20 protein-coding genes are annotated in these 16,238 nt (G+C 64.9%); 8 read left to right on the top strand and 12 right to left on the bottom strand.

Going from position 1 to position 16,238, the window contains the following annotated elements; all coding sequences use genetic code 11:
- Positions 1 to 22: 22 nt before the first annotated feature.
- The 7 genes from ACODRZ_RS02610 to ACODRZ_RS02580 all read right to left on the bottom strand — a co-directional run bounded on the left by ACODRZ_RS02610 (position 23) and on the right by ACODRZ_RS02580 (position 5,888).
- Positions 23 to 682: an NAD(P)H-binding protein gene (locus tag ACODRZ_RS02610; protein WP_488971025.1), complete on the bottom strand. Its 660-nt coding sequence runs from the start codon at positions 680 to 682 to the stop codon at positions 23 to 25.
- 21 nt (positions 683 to 703) lie between these two features.
- A complete protein-coding gene (locus ACODRZ_RS02605) occupies positions 704 to 1,864 on the bottom strand; it encodes a deoxyguanosinetriphosphate triphosphohydrolase (RefSeq protein ID WP_488971026.1) in 1,161 nt (386 codons plus the stop codon).
- 46 nt (positions 1,865 to 1,910) lie between these two features.
- Entirely contained in the window at positions 1,911 to 2,228 is a 318-nt protein-coding gene (locus ACODRZ_RS02600) for a hypothetical protein (protein WP_488971027.1), read from the bottom strand.
- Between the two features lie 581 nt (positions 2,229 to 2,809).
- The gene (locus tag ACODRZ_RS02595) at positions 2,810 to 4,309 is read right to left on the bottom strand and encodes an NAD(P)(+) transhydrogenase (Re/Si-specific) subunit beta (RefSeq protein ID WP_488971028.1); all 1,500 of its coding nucleotides are present in this window, start codon (positions 4,307 to 4,309) and stop codon (positions 2,810 to 2,812) included.
- Positions 4,309 to 4,593: an NAD(P) transhydrogenase subunit alpha part 2 gene (locus ACODRZ_RS02590; RefSeq protein WP_008829440.1), complete on the bottom strand. Its 285-nt coding sequence runs from the start codon at positions 4,591 to 4,593 to the stop codon at positions 4,309 to 4,311. The genes ACODRZ_RS02595 and ACODRZ_RS02590 overlap by 1 nt, the downstream gene beginning before the upstream one ends.
- Before the next feature lies 1 nt (position 4,594).
- Positions 4,595 to 5,749: an NAD(P) transhydrogenase subunit alpha gene (locus ACODRZ_RS02585; RefSeq protein WP_488971029.1), complete on the bottom strand. Its 1,155-nt coding sequence runs from the start codon at positions 5,747 to 5,749 to the stop codon at positions 4,595 to 4,597.
- A gap of 13 nt (positions 5,750 to 5,762) precedes the next feature.
- Complete coding sequence (locus tag ACODRZ_RS02580; protein WP_488971030.1) at positions 5,763 to 5,888, bottom strand: aa3-type cytochrome c oxidase subunit IV; 126 nt, start codon at positions 5,886 to 5,888, stop codon at positions 5,763 to 5,765.
- Positions 5,889 to 6,099: 211 nt separating this feature from the next.
- Between ACODRZ_RS02580 and ACODRZ_RS02575 the strand changes: the two genes are divergently transcribed.
- From ACODRZ_RS02575 to ACODRZ_RS02565, 3 genes are read left to right on the top strand one after another with little or no spacing between them, the layout of a single operon-like run.
- Complete coding sequence (locus tag ACODRZ_RS02575) at positions 6,100 to 7,518, top strand: sigma-54-dependent transcriptional regulator (protein ID WP_488971031.1); 1,419 nt, start codon at positions 6,100 to 6,102, stop codon at positions 7,516 to 7,518.
- A gap of 42 nt (positions 7,519 to 7,560) precedes the next feature.
- Complete coding sequence (locus tag ACODRZ_RS02570) at positions 7,561 to 8,031, top strand: nuclear transport factor 2 family protein (protein ID WP_488971032.1); 471 nt, start codon at positions 7,561 to 7,563, stop codon at positions 8,029 to 8,031.
- Positions 8,028 to 8,780, top strand: a complete 753-nt coding sequence (locus ACODRZ_RS02565) for an SDR family NAD(P)-dependent oxidoreductase (protein WP_488971033.1) — start codon at positions 8,028 to 8,030, stop codon at positions 8,778 to 8,780. Before ACODRZ_RS02570 ends, ACODRZ_RS02565 begins: the two co-directional genes overlap by 4 nt.
- 95 nt (positions 8,781 to 8,875) lie before the next feature.
- On the opposite strand, the gene ACODRZ_RS02560 is transcribed toward ACODRZ_RS02565, so the two are convergent.
- The 4 genes from ACODRZ_RS02560 to ACODRZ_RS02545 all read right to left on the bottom strand — a co-directional run bounded on the left by ACODRZ_RS02560 (position 8,876) and on the right by ACODRZ_RS02545 (position 11,999).
- Positions 8,876 to 9,232 carry a hypothetical protein gene (locus tag ACODRZ_RS02560; RefSeq protein ID WP_488971034.1) on the bottom strand — a complete coding sequence of 119 codons (357 nt, stop codon included), beginning with the start codon at positions 9,230 to 9,232 and terminating at the stop codon, positions 8,876 to 8,878.
- 224 nt (positions 9,233 to 9,456) lie between these two features.
- Entirely contained in the window at positions 9,457 to 10,569 is a 1,113-nt protein-coding gene (gene folP, locus ACODRZ_RS02555) for a dihydropteroate synthase (protein ID WP_488971035.1), read from the bottom strand.
- Between the two features lie 108 nt (positions 10,570 to 10,677).
- Positions 10,678 to 10,827: a hypothetical protein gene (locus tag ACODRZ_RS02550; protein ID WP_488971036.1), complete on the bottom strand. Its 150-nt coding sequence runs from the start codon at positions 10,825 to 10,827 to the stop codon at positions 10,678 to 10,680.
- A 38-nt stretch (positions 10,828 to 10,865) separates the two neighbouring features.
- Positions 10,866 to 11,999 (bottom strand): site-specific DNA-methyltransferase, encoded by a 1,134-nt coding sequence (locus ACODRZ_RS02545; RefSeq protein WP_488971037.1) that lies wholly within the window; start codon positions 11,997 to 11,999, stop codon positions 10,866 to 10,868.
- 293 nt (positions 12,000 to 12,292) lie between these two features.
- Here ACODRZ_RS02545 and ACODRZ_RS02540 point away from each other — a divergent pair, with 293 nt between their 5' ends.
- Positions 12,293 to 12,505 (top strand): hypothetical protein, encoded by a 213-nt coding sequence (locus tag ACODRZ_RS02540; protein ID WP_488971038.1) that lies wholly within the window; start codon positions 12,293 to 12,295, stop codon positions 12,503 to 12,505.
- Here the strand turns inward: ACODRZ_RS02540 and rnhB are convergent.
- Positions 12,502 to 13,134 carry a ribonuclease HII gene (gene rnhB, locus ACODRZ_RS02535; RefSeq protein WP_488971039.1) on the bottom strand — a complete coding sequence of 211 codons (633 nt, stop codon included), beginning with the start codon at positions 13,132 to 13,134 and terminating at the stop codon, positions 12,502 to 12,504. The genes ACODRZ_RS02540 and rnhB overlap by 4 nt on opposite strands.
- A gap of 10 nt (positions 13,135 to 13,144) precedes the next feature.
- Between rnhB and ACODRZ_RS02530 the strand changes: the two genes are divergently transcribed.
- From ACODRZ_RS02530 to ACODRZ_RS02515, 4 genes are all read left to right on the top strand, one after another.
- The gene (locus ACODRZ_RS02530; RefSeq protein WP_488971040.1) at positions 13,145 to 14,311 is read left to right on the top strand and encodes a PQQ-dependent sugar dehydrogenase; all 1,167 of its coding nucleotides are present in this window, start codon (positions 13,145 to 13,147) and stop codon (positions 14,309 to 14,311) included.
- A 52-nt stretch (positions 14,312 to 14,363) separates the two neighbouring features.
- Positions 14,364 to 14,894 (top strand): GNAT family N-acetyltransferase, encoded by a 531-nt coding sequence (locus ACODRZ_RS02525; protein ID WP_488971041.1) that lies wholly within the window; start codon positions 14,364 to 14,366, stop codon positions 14,892 to 14,894.
- Between the two features lie 167 nt (positions 14,895 to 15,061).
- On the top strand, positions 15,062 to 15,607 hold the full coding sequence (locus ACODRZ_RS02520; protein ID WP_488971042.1) for a DUF1285 domain-containing protein: 546 nt from the start codon (positions 15,062 to 15,064) through the stop codon (positions 15,605 to 15,607).
- Complete coding sequence (locus tag ACODRZ_RS02515; RefSeq protein WP_488971043.1) at positions 15,604 to 16,224, top strand: CoA pyrophosphatase; 621 nt, start codon at positions 15,604 to 15,606, stop codon at positions 16,222 to 16,224. The genes ACODRZ_RS02520 and ACODRZ_RS02515 overlap by 4 nt, the downstream gene beginning before the upstream one ends.
- The last annotated feature ends 14 nt before the right edge of the window (positions 16,225 to 16,238 follow it).

The following is a 16,238-nucleotide window of genomic DNA, read 5'->3' as shown; positions in this document are numbered from 1 at the left end:
CAAGCCGATGTTGTCCGCAAGCTCAGCCCGCAGCCACCTTCAGCGCATCGTGTTCGTGAACATGGCGCCCCTCAGCCTGCTCCCGCACGAGGCCGAGGATCGCCCGCGCCACGTCACGTCCACGGATGGACCGAAACCGGCGCCACGAACCGTGCAGCACCAGCACATCGACGACCGGCGCGACCATCTGCCAGCCCGCTTCCATCGGACGGCGCTCGGCACGCTCGCCTCGCAGCAGGCTGGGGCGCAGCACATCGAGCCGCCGGAAGCCGATGCGGCCCAGCGCCTCTTCCGTCTCTCCTTTGACCGAGAGGTAGAAGTTGCGGCTTTCCCGATCCGCCTCGACGGAGGAGACCACGATCATGTGTTCGATCCCGGCTGCCTGCGCCGCCTCCGCGGTGAAGCGGACGAGGTCATGGTCTATCGCGCGGAACTGTTCCCGGCTGCCGGCCGCGGCGATGGTCGTTCCCAGCGCACAGACCAGTACGTTGGCCCGCGCCGCGCGGATCAGTTCCGGCCAGTCGATCGGCTCACCGACCAGCATCTCCATGCGCGCACCGGGCGGCAGCACCGCCTCGCGTCGCCCGACCCCGATGATGCGAACATCCTCGCGCCCGACCGCCTCCGCCATCAAGGCGGAGCCGACCAGCCCGGTCGCCCCGACCAGGCAGATCCGTGTCACCCCTCGCGTCACTTTCAGGCCCTACACATTGCTCAGGCCTTCGGGCGTGCGGCCATAGATCTCGGCATGGCGCGCGATAGCGAAGCGATCGGTCATGCCGGCGATGTAGTCGGCGATGTGGCGGCTGCGTGCAGGCTCGTAGCGCGGCATCGTATCGATCCAGCTCTCCTCCATCAGCACCGTCTCCTGCGAATAGGCAGAATAGAGTTCCGCCAGCAGCGCCCGCGCGCGCTTTGCCGTCTCGAGCTGTTCGGGGTGATAGTAGAGCTTGTCGTACATGAAGCGCTTGAAGGCGCGCTCCCCCTCGGCCATCTCGGGCGAGAACGCCACCAGCGCCCTGCCCGCATTGCGGACTTCACCGAGGCTGCCGATGCCGACGAGATTCTTCTGCGTCTGCGCGACGAGGTCGTTAACCATGACGCCGATCTGGCTGCGGATTAGTTCGGCAAGCTGGCGGTCGATTGGCACGCCCGGATAGCGGCGCTCCACCTCGTTCCAGTGATCGACGACGAACGGGTGCGCGAGCAGTTCGTCGAGATCGAGGAACCCCGCCCTCAGGCCATCGTCGATGTCGTGGTTGTCGTAGGCGATGTCATCCGACAGCGCGGCGACCTGCGCCTCCAGCGATGCATGGGTGCCAAGGTCGAGATTGTATGCCGCGTCGAGTTCAGCCAGCGCCCAGGTCGGTTCGGCCACCGGCCCATTGTGCTTGGCCAAGCCCTCCAGCGTTTCCCAGGTCAGGTTGAGGCCATCGTGCTCGCAGTACGGACTGTCGAGCCGCATCAGCGTGCGCAAGGTATGGGCATTATGGTCGAACCCACCGGCCTTGTGCAGCGCGGCGTCGAGCGCGTCCTCGCCCGCATGGCCGAACGGCGGATGGCCGATGTCGTGCGCCAGCGCCAGAGCCTCCGTCAAATCCTCGTCGAGACCGAGGATACGCGCGATGACGCGGGCGATCTGGGCCACTTCGAGGCTGTGAGTCAGGCGCACGCGATAGTGGTCGCCGTCGGGCGCGACGAACACCTGCGTCTTGTAGCGCAGGCGACGGAACGCGATCGAGTGGATGATCCGGTCGCGGTCGCGCTGGTAAGGGCTACGCGCGCCCCGGGCGATGCCGTTCTCGATCGAGAATTCGCGCCCGCGCGAACGGGACGGGTCGGAGGCGTAAGGAGCAAGTGTCAAACGGAACTCCGCGAGAAAGGCGACGACAGGACTGTCGCCGCGTGCCCTAGCGGGAGAGCCCGGTGCTGCACAAGAGCAGCGAAGTAGCCGTCACCTTGACCACGCGCCGATCATCGATTCTACCCGCGGCCTCGACCATCCCCTCCGGCGTGCGCGCCGCATCCTGCAGCGCGGTGAGCTTCTGGATTTGCCGCAGCGAGAGCTTGCGCACGAGGCGCTGCCCCATGCAAGCGGCCGCCCGGTCGCTGAGCCCCGCCGCGGCGAAGGCAGTACGCACGCGGTACTCGGCGTACCAATGGGCACCGAACCACGTGGCGATGCACAGGACGGCGATGAAGGCGGCGGTTTTGATGAGGCGGATCATGGGACGGGCGTTTACACCGTGGAAGGCCGTAGAGAAACACTCGCCGTGCCAGGAAGAAGCGGTCAGGGGGTTACCATCCCTGACTCCGTATGAGTCCAGGCCCCACTCATGCTGAGTTGTCGAAGCATAGAAGTCTCGCGCCACGTCTCGAAGCCTTCGACAGGCTCAGGCTGAGCGGTGTTCGGAGGTCTGATTTGGGTGGCAAACGAACCTGTCCCGATTGGGTTCGTCATCCTGAACTTGTTTCAGGATCCATCGGGCAGTTGGGGCCGTCGCTGGAAGGTCAGAACCGCTCGTCGATTTAGCCGCTCGTGAACTAAGCAATCGGCCGTCACCCTGAAACAAGTTCAGGGTGACGGCCGATTTGGGTGGAAAGTTACCGTTCATCCTCCCTGTTCCGAAGGAATGGGGAGGTGGCAGCCCGCAGGGCTGACGGAGGGGTTTTCTCCCCCTCCACCACTCGCTACGCGAGCGGTCCCCCTCCCCATCGCTGCGCGACAGGGAGGATAAGGCAAAGTCAGCAACGGGGCGTTAGCCGCCGCTCCCAGACTCCATCGCATCGCCAACGAACGATCCAGTCCTTACTCTGCCAGCGCCTTATTGATGTCCTCCACCATCTTCTTGGCGTCGGCGAGGAGCATCATGGTCTGGTCCATGTAGAACACGTCGTTATCGACGCCTGCATAACCCTGTCCACCCATCGAGCGCTTGATGAAGAAGATGGTCTTGGCCTTGTCGACGTCAAACACTGGCATACCGTAGATCGGGGAGGTCTTGTCGGTCTTTGCAGCCGGGTTCACCACGTCGTTGGCGCCGATGATGAAGGCGACGTCGCACTGCGCGAACTCGCCGTTTATGTCCTCAAGCTCGAAGACTTCGTCGTAGGGAACGTTCGCCTCGGCCAACAGGACGTTCATGTGGCCGGGCATGCGGCCTGCGACCGGGTGGATCGCGTACTTCACGCCGACGCCGTGCTTCTTGAGCTGGTCCGCCATCTCGCGCAGCACGTGCTGGGCTTGCGCCACCGCCATGCCGTAGCCGGGGATGATGATGACGTTCTCGGCCTCCTTCATGAGGAACGCCGCATCCTCGGCCGAGCCGCGCTTCCATGGGCGTTGCTCCCGCGCCTCACCGCCGCCCGCGCTTGCCTCCGCACCAAAGCCTCCGGCGATGACCGAAAGGAAACTGCGATTCATCGCCTTGCACATGATGTACGACAGGATCGCGCCCGATGAACCGACCAGAGCGCCGGTCACGATCATCGCGGTGTTGTGCAAGGTGAAGCCCATCGCCGCCGCCGCCCAGCCCGAATAGCTGTTGAGCATCGAGACGACGACCGGCATGTCCGCGCCGCCGATCGGGATGATCAGCAGGAAGCCGATCGCGAAGGCCAGCCCGACGATGATCCAAAACAGGGGGTTCTCCCCCGGTCCCGCCGCGCCGGAGTGCGCGAACAGCGCCGTCAGCACGAGAATCGCGCCCAGTGTACCCAGATTGATGACATGACGTGCGGGCAGCAGGATCGGCGACCCGCTCATGTTGCCGTTGAGCTTGGCGAAGGCGATCACCGATCCGGAGAACGTGATCGCACCGATGGCCACGCCCAGCGCCATTTCCACCCGGCTGACGGGCAGGATATTGCCATCGGCACCGAGGATGCCGAACGCCTCGGGATTGAGGAACGCGGCGGTGGCCACCAGCACGGCGGCGAGCCCGACCAGCGAGTGAAACGCGGCGACAAGCTGCGGCATGTCGGTCATCTTGATGCGCCGCGCGGTGGTGATGCCGATGACCGCACCGATCGCGATGGCGGCGAGAATCTCGGCCAGCGACGCGAAATCGGGATAGGACGTGTCCCACGAAGGCAGCGCCGCGTGCCCTGCGAGCGGGATCATCGGGACATGCGTCACCAGCGTGGTGACCACCGCGATGCCCATGCCGAGCATACCGTAGCGGTTGCCCCTGCGGCTGGTCGCGGGCGATGACAGCCCCCGCAACGCGAGGATGAAGCAGACCCCGGCGATCAGGTATGCGACCGCAACCCATGGACTGACCGCAGAATTGACGGAGTGCGCCTCCATCACTTGCGGTCCTTCTTCTTGTACATGGCCAGCATGCGTTCGGTCACGGCAAACCCGCCGAAGATGTTGACGCTGGCCAGCACGACCGCGCCCAGCCCCAGCCATTTCCCGATCGGCGACCCCGAAGCCGCACTCGCCACAAGCGCGCCCACTACGATCACCGAGGAGATGGCGTTGGTCACGGCCATCAGCGGCGTATGCAGCGCCGGCGTCACCGACCACACGACGTAGTAGCCCACAAAACAGGCCAGCACGAAGATCGAGAGGATCGAGACGAAATCCATGCTAGCTGCCCTGTTCCTGCAACCTGGCCTGCAATCTGGGATGCACGACCTGCCCACCGCGTGTCAGGCGAATGGCGTCGCCGATCTCCTCGTCGAGCACCGGCCCGCCCTGTTCCTTGTCCCAGAAGGCCGAGACGAAATTGAACAGGTTTCGTGCGTAGAGCGCCGATGCGTCCGCAGGCAGATGCGCGGGCGTGTTGGAATAGCCGATGATCCTGACCCCGTGCCGCTCAACCACCTGATCCGCGACGGTGCCCTCGACATTGCCGCCCTGCGGCGCGGCGAGGTCGAAGATCACGCTGCCCGGCTTCATCGAAGCGATCTGCGCGTCGGTAACCAGACGCGGCGCAGCGCGGCCGGGGATCAGCGCGGTGGTGATGACGATGTCCTGCCTGGCGATGTGGCTCGATACCAGTTCGGCCTGCGCGCGCTGGTATTCCTCGCTCATTTCGCCCGCATAGCCGCCCGAGCCCTCCCCTTCGATCCCGGCCACGCTCTCGACGAAGATCGGCTTGGCGCCGAGTGACTGGATCTGCTCTTTGGTGGCCGATCGCACGTCCGTCGCGGAAACCTGCGCGCCCAGCCTGCGCGCGGTGGCTATGGCCTGCAGGCCCGCAACGCCGACACCCATGACGAAGCACTTGGCCGCACTGATCGTGCCCGCCGCCGTCATCATCATCGGGAAGGCGCGACCATAGGCATCGGCCGCCGCGAGCACCGCCTTGTACCCGGCGAGGTTGGACTGGCTGGAAAGTACGTCCATCGACTGCGCCCGAGTGATGCGCGGCATGAACTCCATCGCCAGCGCCTCCAGCCCGACGGCGGCGTAGCCGTCAACGCGGGCACGCTGTCCGAAAGGATCGAGAATCGCGACGACCCATGCTCCGGCAGCCACATCGCCCAGCAGCGAGGGGTCAGGCCCCTGCACCGCGAAGACGATCTGCGCATCCGCAAGAACCGCATCCAGCGCGCCGACTTCTGCACCGGCCGAGCGATAATCCTCGTCGGAAATGCTCGCCGAAAGCCCTGCCCCGCTCTCCACCGCCACGGTCGCGCCAAGCGCCGAGAGCTTGCGAACCGTCTCAGGCGTCGCGGAAACCCGCGTTTCGCCCGGTGTGCGCTCCGCGAGGACCGCGATCCGTCGCTTGAGGGTCAAACCGGCGCCCCGCTCAGGAGGCGATCAGGCCGACGACCAGGGCGGTAATGACGATGATGACCCCGGTGCTCCAGGTCGCGGCCTTGATGAAGCCGTTGTAGGTCTCGGTAGCGGCCTTGATGTCGTTGCCCGAAGCCATTGTCTCTTTACCCCAAAACTGTTTGCTTTCCCGCAGACACTAACCGCGCTGCTCCCGCCGCTCAAGTACCAAGAAGGTCCATGGCGGCGTCACTAACCGATCATGAAGGTCCGCTTCCGCGCGATCCAACCGCAGCCTTAATCGGCTCTTTACCGGTTTGCCGTAAGTTCAAGTTCCAGAAAGCCAAGAGGCGACACGAAGCGACGACACCATGGCGGACCTTGACCAGCGCCTCCTCATGCTCATCGACGATGAGCCGGCCCAGAGCCGACTGATCTCGGCCCTCGCCTCGCGCGAGGGGTGGCGCACCCTGATCGTGCGCGATGCCGAGACGGCGATCGCCACGCTCGGCACCCGGCAGGGCATGCAGCTATCCGCCATCATCCTCGACCAGTGGGTGCCCGGCGACGACGCCTGCGCGCTGATTTCCGAGCTCAAGGCCCGCCGCCCGGCGCTGCCGATCCTGATGCTGACTGCCAGCACATCGCCGCTGCTGGCGGTGGAGGCGATGCGGGCCGGGGCAACCGATTATCTCGTCAAGCCCGTCGCGCCCGACCGGCTGATGCATGCCTTGCGCTCGGCGACGACCCGCGAGGCGCCACGCGACGAACTCGCGCCGCTGACCGAGAAGATGCCGTCCAATCCCGATTTCGAATCGATGATCGGCGCGGCGCCGAACTTCCGCAAGGCGCTCGCCGTCGCCGCCAAAGCCGCACGTGGCCACTCTCCAGTGCTGATCGAGGGCGAAAGCGGATCGGGCAAGGAAATGCTGATCCGCGCGATGCACGCAGCGAGCCCGCGCTCGCGCATGCCGCTCAGGATCATCAATATCGGCGGCGTGCCCGCCAATTCCATCGAGTCTGTCCTGTTCGGCCACGAAAAGGGCGCTTTCCCCGGCGCGTTCGACCGCCAGATCGGCGCTCTTCAGCATTGCGACGGCGCCACCCTTGCCCTCGACGAGATCGACCGCCTGCCCGAATCGGTGCAGGAGCGCCTGCTGGAGGCAGTGAAGAAGGGTGATTGTCGCCCTATAGGCGCCCGCCATTCGTTCCGTGTCGACGTGCGCCTGATCGCGGCGAGCAACCTCCCGCTGGCCGATCTGACCGACCAGGGGCACTTCATGCCCGAATTGCTGGCCGCCCTGTCTCCCACCAAAGTGCTGCTGCCGCCACTGCGCGAACGGACCGGCGACATTCCCGCCCTCACCCGCTTCTTCCTCGCCCGCATCGGCGAGCAGCCCGGGCTGCGTGAACTCGGAATCGCCGACGGCGCGCTCTCGTTGCTGGCCGCCTACGACTGGCCAGGCAACGTCCGCCAGTTGCAGGCGGTACTGTTTCGCGCCGCGGTATTCTGCGACGGGGATGCGCTCACCTCCGAAGATTTTCCGCAGCTCCTCAACATATTGGGCACAGGCTTATCCACAGCCCCGCAGATGCCGGAAAGCTCCGGCGTCATGCTCTACACTGCCGACGGCAACTTGCGGCCGCTGGACGAGATCGAGGCCGACGTCATCCGCCTCGCCATCGGCCTTTATCGAGGTCGCATGACTGAAGTGGCGCGTCGGCTCGGCATCGGACGCTCCACGCTCTACCGGAAGCTGTCCGAGCTGGGCATCGACAACGCCGCCTGACCCGTCCAGACTTCCCCGCACAATATCAGCCAAGGGGGAGAGATGGACGTGCAAACGGTGGAGCGCCTCGCTGCGATCGAGGCTATCAGGCAAGTGAAGGCCCGCTATTTTCGCGGTGTCGACGACCGGAACTCGGCACTCGTCCGTTCGATCCTCGCTGAAGACTGCCTGCTGGACTATCGCGGCTGCTGTACCGATCCTGCCAGCGGCGTCGACCACCTGCCCGCAATGAACAGGGTGATGGAAGGCCGCGCCAGCTGGCCTGACGCGCCGAAGTCTGACGGGCCACACATGATCACCATACATCAGGGCCACGACCCGGATATCAGCATAGAAAGCGACACCTCGGCCAGCGGCATCTGGGCCTTTACCGACCGATTGTTTCTGCCGCCGGGCGGTCCTTTTACCCGGCTTACCGGCTGGGGACGCTACCACGAGACTTACGTGCGGGACGACGAAGGCTGGAAGCTGCGTACAACCCGTATCGAACGACTCCGCGTCGAGGTCGCGTGACGGGCTTCGACGACAGGACGGCGCTCGTCACGGGCGCGGCATCCGGGATCGGTGCAGCCTGCGTGAAATGGCTGGCAGCGCAGGGCATCGGCCGGCTGGTGCTCGTCGATCTCGACGGGCCGGGGCTCGATGCGCTGACACCAAAGTGTCCCTGCACCAAGTTCGTCGGGAACGTCGCCGACCCCGCGCTCTGGCAGGAGGTCGCGGCGGCATGCGAAGGGCTCGAGCTTGCGGTGCTGAACGCGGGAGTTGCGGCATCCGGCTCGATCGTCGATCTGGATTTCGCGCAATGGCGACGGGTCATGAGCGCAAATCTCGATGGCATGGCGCTGTCGCTGCAATGTGCGATGCGTGCCATGGAAAGTGGCGGCAGCATCGTGCTCACCGCCTCGGTCAGCGGCGTTAAGGCAGAGCCGGGCACGGCCGCCTATGCCGCCAGCAAGGCCGGAGTGATCCAACTGGCAAAAGTCGCCGCAAAAGAAGGCGCCCCGCTCGGCATCCGGGTCAACGCCATCGCGCCGGGCGGGGTCGATACGCCGATCTGGGATCAGGTTCCGGCATTCTACGACCTTGCCCTGCAGCAGGGCAGCCGCGATGCGGCGATCTCCGCCATGGGCAAGATGGCGACGCCGCTGGGCCGTTACGCGCGAGCGGACGAAGTCGCCGCGCAAATCGGGTTCCTGCTGTCGGATGCCGCTGCGACGATCACCGGGACTGTGCTTGTCAGTGATGGCGGCTATTCGCTTTAAGGGTGCAGGGAAGCCCAGGAGAATAGTGCCAATGAAAAACGGGGCCGCACCGTCAGGCACGGCCCCGGCTTCTGTCCGGGAGGACTTTCCGAGAGTCAGAGGCCCTCGATCATGACCGACGGGATGCGATAGCCACGCTTCGCCATGGCCCTGGCATAAGTGCCGCGCTCGTGGCGCAGTTCGCTGCCATATTCCTCCCAGGCGTCGCGCTGGTCCTCGATGTCGCTGGCCTTGCGCAGATCGGTAGCCAGCTCCTTCTGGCTCTCGTTCACATTGGCGCGATAATTGAACCAGTGCTTGCCCTCGATGCCGCCGATCGGCGTCTGGATGATGCGGTTCTCCTCGACGCGGGCGACGCGCTCCTCGTACATCGCCGGCACGACAGCCATGGCCGAGACAGGAACGATGGCGAGCGCCACTGCAGCGGCGCGAATGATGGTGGTCTGCTTCATGGGTGAATCCCCTTTGTCGCTTTCCAGTGCGAAGCGGAATTGCCTCACGCTCGATGGGACAAACGGTCACAAATGCAATTTTCGTCAGCCGAAGGGACGAATTGAGCCTCCAACGGGACGTTTTGCAGTGCAGCGGCCCGTTGTGATGACGGGGTCACACAACGTCGCCCAGTCGTTCATCCGGCGGAAATCCGCAGTTCATCTGCGGTCCAGATTTGTAACGCTCAATCCGGCAATTGCGAGAAGTCGGTCAGCGCCGCATCGCGCAGGCCGCGCCAGACGCGGACCGCCTGCACCGTCTCGGGCACGTCATGGACCCGCAGGATGTGCGCACCGGCATCCATCGCCTTGACCGCCAGCGCCACCGAACCGCCAAGGCGCTGGTGCGCAGGAGCCTCGTTCGAGAGTGCTCCGATCATCCGTTTGCGACTGACACCGACCAGCAGCGGCTGGCCGAGCGCATGGAACAGCGGCAGCGCGTTGAACAGCGTGAGGTTCTCCGTCAGGCTGAGGCCGAAGCCGAAGCCGGGGTCGATAATGATCCGGTCAGCAGCAATGCCCGCCGCCACGCAGGCGTCACGGCGCGCCTCCAGCCAGTCGAACACGTCGAGCGCCACGTCGTCGAAGTCCGCGCCAGAGTGCAGGTCGTCCGCCTTGCCCGGCGCATGCATCAGCACCACCGGCACACCTGAGACGGCCGCGAGTTCGAGGCTACGGGGATCGTAGCGCAAGGCCGACACGTCGTTGATGATGTGCGCCCCGGCCGCCAGCGTCGCTTCCATCACGCCCGGACGGCGCGTGTCGACGCTGATCGCCGCCCCCATCGCCGCCAGACGCTCGACCATCGGGACGACGCGCTTCAGCTCGTCGCCTTCCCATACCGCAGCCGCGCCGGGCCGCGTGGATTCACCGCCGAGATCGATGATGGCCGCGCCCGCCTCGAGCATGGCCGAGGCATGGGCCGCCGCGACTTCGCGGTCGTCCATGAACTTGCCGCCATCGGAAAAACTGTCGGGCGTCATGTTGAGGATGCCCATGACCTGCGGCTGCTCGAGCCGGATCGTGCGCGCACCGCACTGGATCGGCGCATGGACCTTGCGCAAGTTGGCCCATTGCGCCTCGGCCACTGCACCAAGATCCGCCGGAAGCGCCGCCAGCGCGGCCGGCATTTGCGCGGCGGAAACCCGCTCGCGCGAGAGGACACGGCCACCTTCCCGCACGATAATGGCAAAGCGGCTCGCCCAGACCATTGCCCCGCCGAGACGGACAGCCTCGCCCTCCTCGCTCTGCGGGCTGTCGGCGAGGGCGATCGGGCGGATATAGAGCTTGCGGGTCATGACGGCGCCTTAGCGCGGGTTCGGCCGAGGCAGAACCAGTTTTCAGAGCAGGCTGAACCTGCCCCCGAAACTTCGTCATCCTGAAACGAGTTCAGGATGACGTCGGGATTAAACGCTGGCCGGCGCTAGCTTTCCGATCCGAGCGGCCACCGACTCCAGCCGCATCATGATCTCGCGGTCGCGCTCACGAGCAGCCGATTGTTCAGCCTGAAGCTTCTTCAGATGCTCAAGCAGGAGATTTTCGACGTTTTCGGTCATAGCCCGATAAATAGCATCAACCGTTTGCGTCCGCTACCTCACGGCTCCGTGGCGAGCAGGTAGAGTTGGCGGATCGCGTCGATCGGCTTGATCTGACCTTCGTGTTCCAGATGCCAGTACGTCCAGCCGTTGCACGACGGCGCACCCTGCAGGTCCTTGCCGACGCCATGGATCGAGCCGTTGACGTCGCCCGCCACCAAAGAGCCATCCGCACGCACGGTGGCAACATGGCGGCGCTTCTTGTCGAACAGTTCCGTACCGGGCTGGATCCAGCCGGTCTCGATCAGCGTGCCGAACGCCACCTTGGGCGCGGTGCGCTTGGACTGCATGGTCTTGAGCGCGCTCTCGTCGAGCGGCAGCGCCATCTCAATGCGCTCCAGCGCGGCTTCGCGGTAGTCGCTCTCGCGCTCGCAGCCGATCCACTCGCGGCCCAGGCGCTTGGCGACGGCGCCTGTGGTGCCGGTGCCGAAGAACGGGTCGAGCACGACGTCGCCCTTGTTGGTGGTCGCCAGCATCACGCGATAGAGCAGCGCCTCGGGCTTCTGGGTCGGATGGACCTTGCGGCCGCCCTTCTTCAAACGCTCGGCGCCGTTGCAGATCGGCAGCACCCAGTCGGAGCGCATCTGCAGCTCGTCATTGAGCGTCTTCATCGCACGATAGTTGAAGGTGTACTTCGACTTCTCGCCCATGCTCGCCCAGATCAGCGTCTCGTGCGCGTTGGTGAAGCGGGTGCCCTTGAAGTTGGGCATAGGGTTCGCCTTGCGCCACACGATGTCGTTGAGGATCCAGAACCCCATGTCCTGCATGATCGCGCCGAGGCGGAAGATGTTGTGGTAAGAACCGATCACCCACAGCGAACCCTCGGGCTTGAGCACGCGGCGCGCCTCGGTCAGCCAGTCGCGGGTGAACTGATCGTAAGTCGCGAAGCTGGAGAACTTGTCCCAGTCGTTCGTCACGGCATCGACATGGCTGCCGTCGGGACGCGCGAGGTCGCCGCCCAGCTGCAGGTTGTACGGCGGATCGGCGAAGACCATGTCCACGGAAGCGTCGGGAATGGTGCGCATCGCCTCGATGCAGTCACCCGTCAGGATGCGGCCGAGCGGAAGCAGCTCCTTCGGGGTAGGCGCAGGTGCCCGTGCCCGAATGCGTTCCTTGACCAAGATCTGACCCATGACTGCTCCGCTGAGATAAACTGTGGATATGGACCCTAAGTGATTCATCCGGGACTCGCCGTCAAGGCGCGACTCGTGGTGAATCCTCGTGATTCAGGTGTTCAGCGGAGAGGAACAAAACGAATCCTCCACCACATCTAGAGTCATCGCGAATCGGCATGACTCAAGATGTGGTGGGTGTGGCCATCGCGACTCGTGGATAACTTTTTGTCACATAAGGAAATCGCACAGTTCGGTTTTATGCAACAGCCATCCGATACGTTGCATTTGCAGCAATCACGCCAAGCGACCAAATGACCCTCGATGCTGCAGCGCAGCAAGTCCATTCATCGAAGGTCGCTACAATGTTTTCGCTTATCTCGCTCTATTTCTCGTACCGTCGCGACGTGCTCCTCGCCGAGCGCTATGTTGCCGGCGTCGCCGAGAAGGTTGCCCAGGAAACCGTTGCTCCGGCAGCAATCGAAATCGAAGCGCCGAAGCCCGAGACTCTCCCGCTCGCGGCCTAAAGCAGTATGAGTTGAGCCACTGGCGCGAAGCTGCGCCGATGGTGCGGGGTCGGTCCATGCTCCCGCAGCGCAGCAAGATGCTGCGGCGTGCCGTAACCGGCATTGCGCTCCCACCCGTAATGCGGATGCGCCAGCGCAAGTTCGCGCATCAGGCGGTCCCGATGCTCCTTGGCAATGATCGACGCCGCCGAGATGCATGGCTCGATCGCATCCCCGCCGACGATCGCGCGTGCATTCCAGCGCCATTCCTCGCGGCGGCCATGCGGCGTCATGTTGCCATCGACCAGCACCTCGCCCGGCTCTTCGCCCAGGATGGCGCATAGCGCCGCCACCGCGCGCGTCATCGCCAACATCGTCGCCCCGAAGATATTCAGGCGATCGATCTCCTCCACATCCACGACGCCGACTGCCCATTGGCATCGCCGCTTGATGGTTGCCTCCAGTTCGGAGCGACGGAGCGCGGACAGCTTCTTGGAATCATCCAGACCGGAGGGACGCGGCTTGCACAGCACGACTGCGCCTGCGACAACCGGCCCTGCAAGCGGGCCACGACCGGCCTCGTCGACACCGATCACGTAACGTTTCGTTGCCGAAGGCACGTTCGGGGAACTCGTGAAAGGTGCAAGCATTGGGCCTGGCATGTTCGCAAGACGTCTCCTTATCGCCCTATCGCCGCTGGCGATGACGCTCGCAAGCTGCGGTAACGCCAGTACCGGGGAAAAGGCACCTGCTGCCGAAACCGGAACGCCCTTCAAGGTTGAGACGCTAGCGCAGTTCGATGAACCATGGGCCATGGCCTTCGACCAAGGCACCGGAACGCTGGTCGTCACTGAAAAGAAGGGCACGATCCGCCTGCGCACGCCGGACGGCCGCATTGGCGAGGTCAAGGGCGCACCAAAGGTCGATTACGGCGGTCAGGGCGGCCTCGGCGACTTCATCTTCGCACCCGGGCAGACCGGCGCCACGTTCGACCGCCGGGTTGTGTATCTCAGCTGGGCAGAAGCCGGACCGCAAGATACGCGCGGCGCGGCCGTGGGCAAGGCGGACCTCGTTTGCGCCGCCCCCACCCAATGCGCGTTGCAGAACCTCAAGGTCATCTGGCGTCAGACTCCGAAGGTCGCAGGACGCGGCCACTATTCGCACCGGCTACGCTTTTCGCCCGACGGCAAGTACCTGTTCGTGGCATCCGGAGAGCGGCAGAAATTTACGCCCGCGCAGGATCTCGGCACTAATCTCGGCAAAGTCGTGCGCCTGCTGCCGGACGGTACACCGGCCCCTGGCAATCCCTTCGCCGGCAAACCCGCACCCACCAACCAGATCTGGTCCTATGGCCATCGCAACATCCTCGGCCTTGCGTTCGATGCCGAGGGCCGGTTGTGGGACCTTGAACACGGCCCGGCTGGCGGCGACGAGCTGAACCTCGTCACACCCGGCGCCAATTACGGTTGGCCGTTGGTGTCGGATGGCGACCATTACGATGGCCGTTCGATCCCGCGCAACGCGACGCGACCCGACTTCGCGCAGCCAGCGATCAGCTGGAATCCGGTGATCGCGCCGGGAGACTTCATCTTCTACAACGGCGATCTGTTCCCGGCATGGAAGGGGCAGGCGATCATCACCGGCCTTGTCGCCACCGGCCTTGTCCGCGTCTCGATCGACGGAAACAAGGGCACAGAGGAAGCCCGTTATCCGCTGGACAACCGCATTCGCGAAATTCGGCAAGCGCCGGACGGCTCGATCTGGCTGCTTGAGGATGGCGAGGGTCCCGACAGCGGGCACCTGCTCCGGCTCACCCCGTCGAACTGAAAACCCGAATTGAATCGACAAATCGGCGCGCCACTCCTATCGCGCGCGCGCCATGACCCAGACCCAGTCCAAAGCCGCCACCATCATTCCGCTCGACAACGTCGATCCCGCGCTCGTCGAGGACTTGCTCGACGCGGCCTTCGAGCCGGAGCGCCACAAGCGCACCGCCTACAAGGTCCGCGAAGGCACCGACTGGCTGCCCGCGCTCAGTTTCGCCGCGCTCGACGCCAGCGAGATGCTGGTCGGTACGATCCAGTGCTGGCCGGTCGCGCTCAACACGCCGGAAGGGCGCCCCGTCCCGATGATCATGGTCGGCCCGGTCGCCGTGATGCCCGGACATCAGGGCATGGGCTACGGTCAGGCACTGATGTCGACCAGCATGGCCAGCATCGACGACCGCGCGCCGCTGCCGCAGGTCATGATCGGCGATCCCGAATACTACGGCCGCTTCTGGGGCTTCTCCAACGAGGGCACCGAAGGCTGGGACCTGCCCGGCCCGTTCGAGCGCCACCGCCTGCTGGTGCGCTGCGCCAACATCGCGGTGCTCCCCGAGCGCGGCATGCTGGGACCGTGGCTGCGCTGAACGGGCGCTTGCCTTAGAGGGCTTCGACAAGCTCAGCCTGAGCGGACTTGAGAGTTTTACACTACCCCCGCTCACCCTGAGCTTGTCGAGGGGTCGCCACTGACCTTACCACACCGCGAACCACACTGGACCTTGGCGCGCGAAGCCCTATCTGGCATCGCGAACCGATGCCTTACGAACCGCCTCCCGAACTTGCCGAGCTGAACCTCGACGAAGTGGCCGCGCTTGTCGCCGCGCGCAAGCTCCCGCCGGTCGATCAGTGGTCGCCTGCCGAGACCGGCGACAGCGAGATGCGCATTGCCGCCGATGGCCGCTGGTTCCATCAGGATGGCGAAATCCGCCGCCCGGCCATGGTCCGCGCCTTCGCCTCGCTTCTGACCTGCGATGACCAGGGGCAGCACTGGCTCGTTACCCCCGCGCAAAAGCTCTCGATCCAAGTCGAGGACGCCGCGTTCATCGCCATCGACGTCAAGCACGAAGCCGACGCCCTTGTCTTCCGGCTCAACACCGACGACCTCGTCATCGCCGGGCCGGAACACCCGATTACCGCCGAAGGCGACGCCGAGACGCCGGCGCTCTACGTCGCGGTCCGGCACGGGACCCGCGCCCGCCTCAACCGCAGCACTTATGCGCAGCTGGCCGAGATCGCCCTGGAAAGCGACGATCTTTCCGTGACCAGCCAGAGTGCCCGATTCTGGCTGGTTCCGGCATGAGTGCGCTGTTCGATCAGGTGTCGTGTCGTCTCGAGGCGGGCCACGCCGCCACGCCGCCACGCCTGTGGAGCGATCCGCGCATCCACGACATCGCCAGCTTCAAACCCGCAGCCGTGCTTGTCGCCATCACCGAGCGTGAGCGACCGGGCATGCTGCTGCTGCACCGTCCCTCCACCATGCGCGCGCATCCCGGCCAGATCGCCTTTCCCGGCGGCCGCCTCGACCCCGGCGAAGACGCGGTCGAGGCCGCGCTTCGCGAAGCGAACGAGGAACTCGGCATCCAGCCCGGCGACGTGCGCGTCATCGGCACCAGCGACGTCTACCGTACCGGCAGCGGCTACGAGATCACCCCGGTCGTCGGCATCGTTCCACCCGACCTCGAAATTCGGCCCAACCCCGCCGAAGTAGCACAGTGGTTCGAAGTGCCGGTCGAGTTCGTCCTCGACCCCGCCAACCAAACGACCCGCAACGTCGAGTTCGAAGGCCGCCGCCACAGCTTCATCGAGATCGTCTGGAACGACAGCCGCCAGGACCACGTCATCTGGGGCGTCACCGGGGCGATCCTTCACAACCTCGCCGGTCGCCTGAACTGGCGCGAAAGATCCCCGAATGCCTGAAATTTTGCCAAAAT

Source organism: Novosphingobium sp. FG90 (assembly GCF_057808725.1).
The sequence above is the reverse complement of the archived record's forward strand: the minus strand, read 5'-3'. Positions and strand labels throughout refer to the sequence as shown.

Coding starts and splice junctions, on each gene's coding strand:
- ACODRZ_RS02600 (WP_488971027.1), bottom strand. CDS start 2,228: ATGATCCGCCTCATCAAAACCGCCGCCTTCATCGCCGTCCTGTGCATC.
- ACODRZ_RS02595 (WP_488971028.1), bottom strand. CDS start 4,309: ATGGAGGCGCACTCCGTCAATTCTGCGGTCAGTCCATGGGTTGCGGTC.
- ACODRZ_RS02590 (WP_008829440.1), bottom strand. CDS start 4,593: ATGGATTTCGTCTCGATCCTCTCGATCTTCGTGCTGGCCTGTTTTGTG.
- ACODRZ_RS02580 (WP_488971030.1), bottom strand. CDS start 5,888: ATGGCTTCGGGCAACGACATCAAGGCCGCTACCGAGACCTACAACGGC.
- ACODRZ_RS02575 (WP_488971031.1), top strand. CDS start 6,100: ATGGCGGACCTTGACCAGCGCCTCCTCATGCTCATCGACGATGAGCCG.
- ACODRZ_RS02570 (WP_488971032.1), top strand. CDS start 7,561: ATGGACGTGCAAACGGTGGAGCGCCTCGCTGCGATCGAGGCTATCAGG.
- ACODRZ_RS02560 (WP_488971034.1), bottom strand. CDS start 9,232: ATGAAGCAGACCACCATCATTCGCGCCGCTGCAGTGGCGCTCGCCATC.
- folP (WP_488971035.1), bottom strand. CDS start 10,569: ATGACCCGCAAGCTCTATATCCGCCCGATCGCCCTCGCCGACAGCCCG.
- ACODRZ_RS02550 (WP_488971036.1), bottom strand. CDS start 10,827: ATGACCGAAAACGTCGAAAATCTCCTGCTTGAGCATCTGAAGAAGCTT.
- ACODRZ_RS02545 (WP_488971037.1), bottom strand. CDS start 11,999: ATGGGTCAGATCTTGGTCAAGGAACGCATTCGGGCACGGGCACCTGCG.
- ACODRZ_RS02540 (WP_488971038.1), top strand. CDS start 12,293: ATGACCCTCGATGCTGCAGCGCAGCAAGTCCATTCATCGAAGGTCGCT.
- rnhB (WP_488971039.1), bottom strand. CDS start 13,134: ATGCTTGCACCTTTCACGAGTTCCCCGAACGTGCCTTCGGCAACGAAA.
- ACODRZ_RS02530 (WP_488971040.1), top strand. CDS start 13,145: ATGTTCGCAAGACGTCTCCTTATCGCCCTATCGCCGCTGGCGATGACG.
- ACODRZ_RS02525 (WP_488971041.1), top strand. CDS start 14,364: ATGACCCAGACCCAGTCCAAAGCCGCCACCATCATTCCGCTCGACAAC.
- ACODRZ_RS02520 (WP_488971042.1), top strand. CDS start 15,062: ATGCCTTACGAACCGCCTCCCGAACTTGCCGAGCTGAACCTCGACGAA.
- ACODRZ_RS02515 (WP_488971043.1), top strand. CDS start 15,604: ATGAGTGCGCTGTTCGATCAGGTGTCGTGTCGTCTCGAGGCGGGCCAC.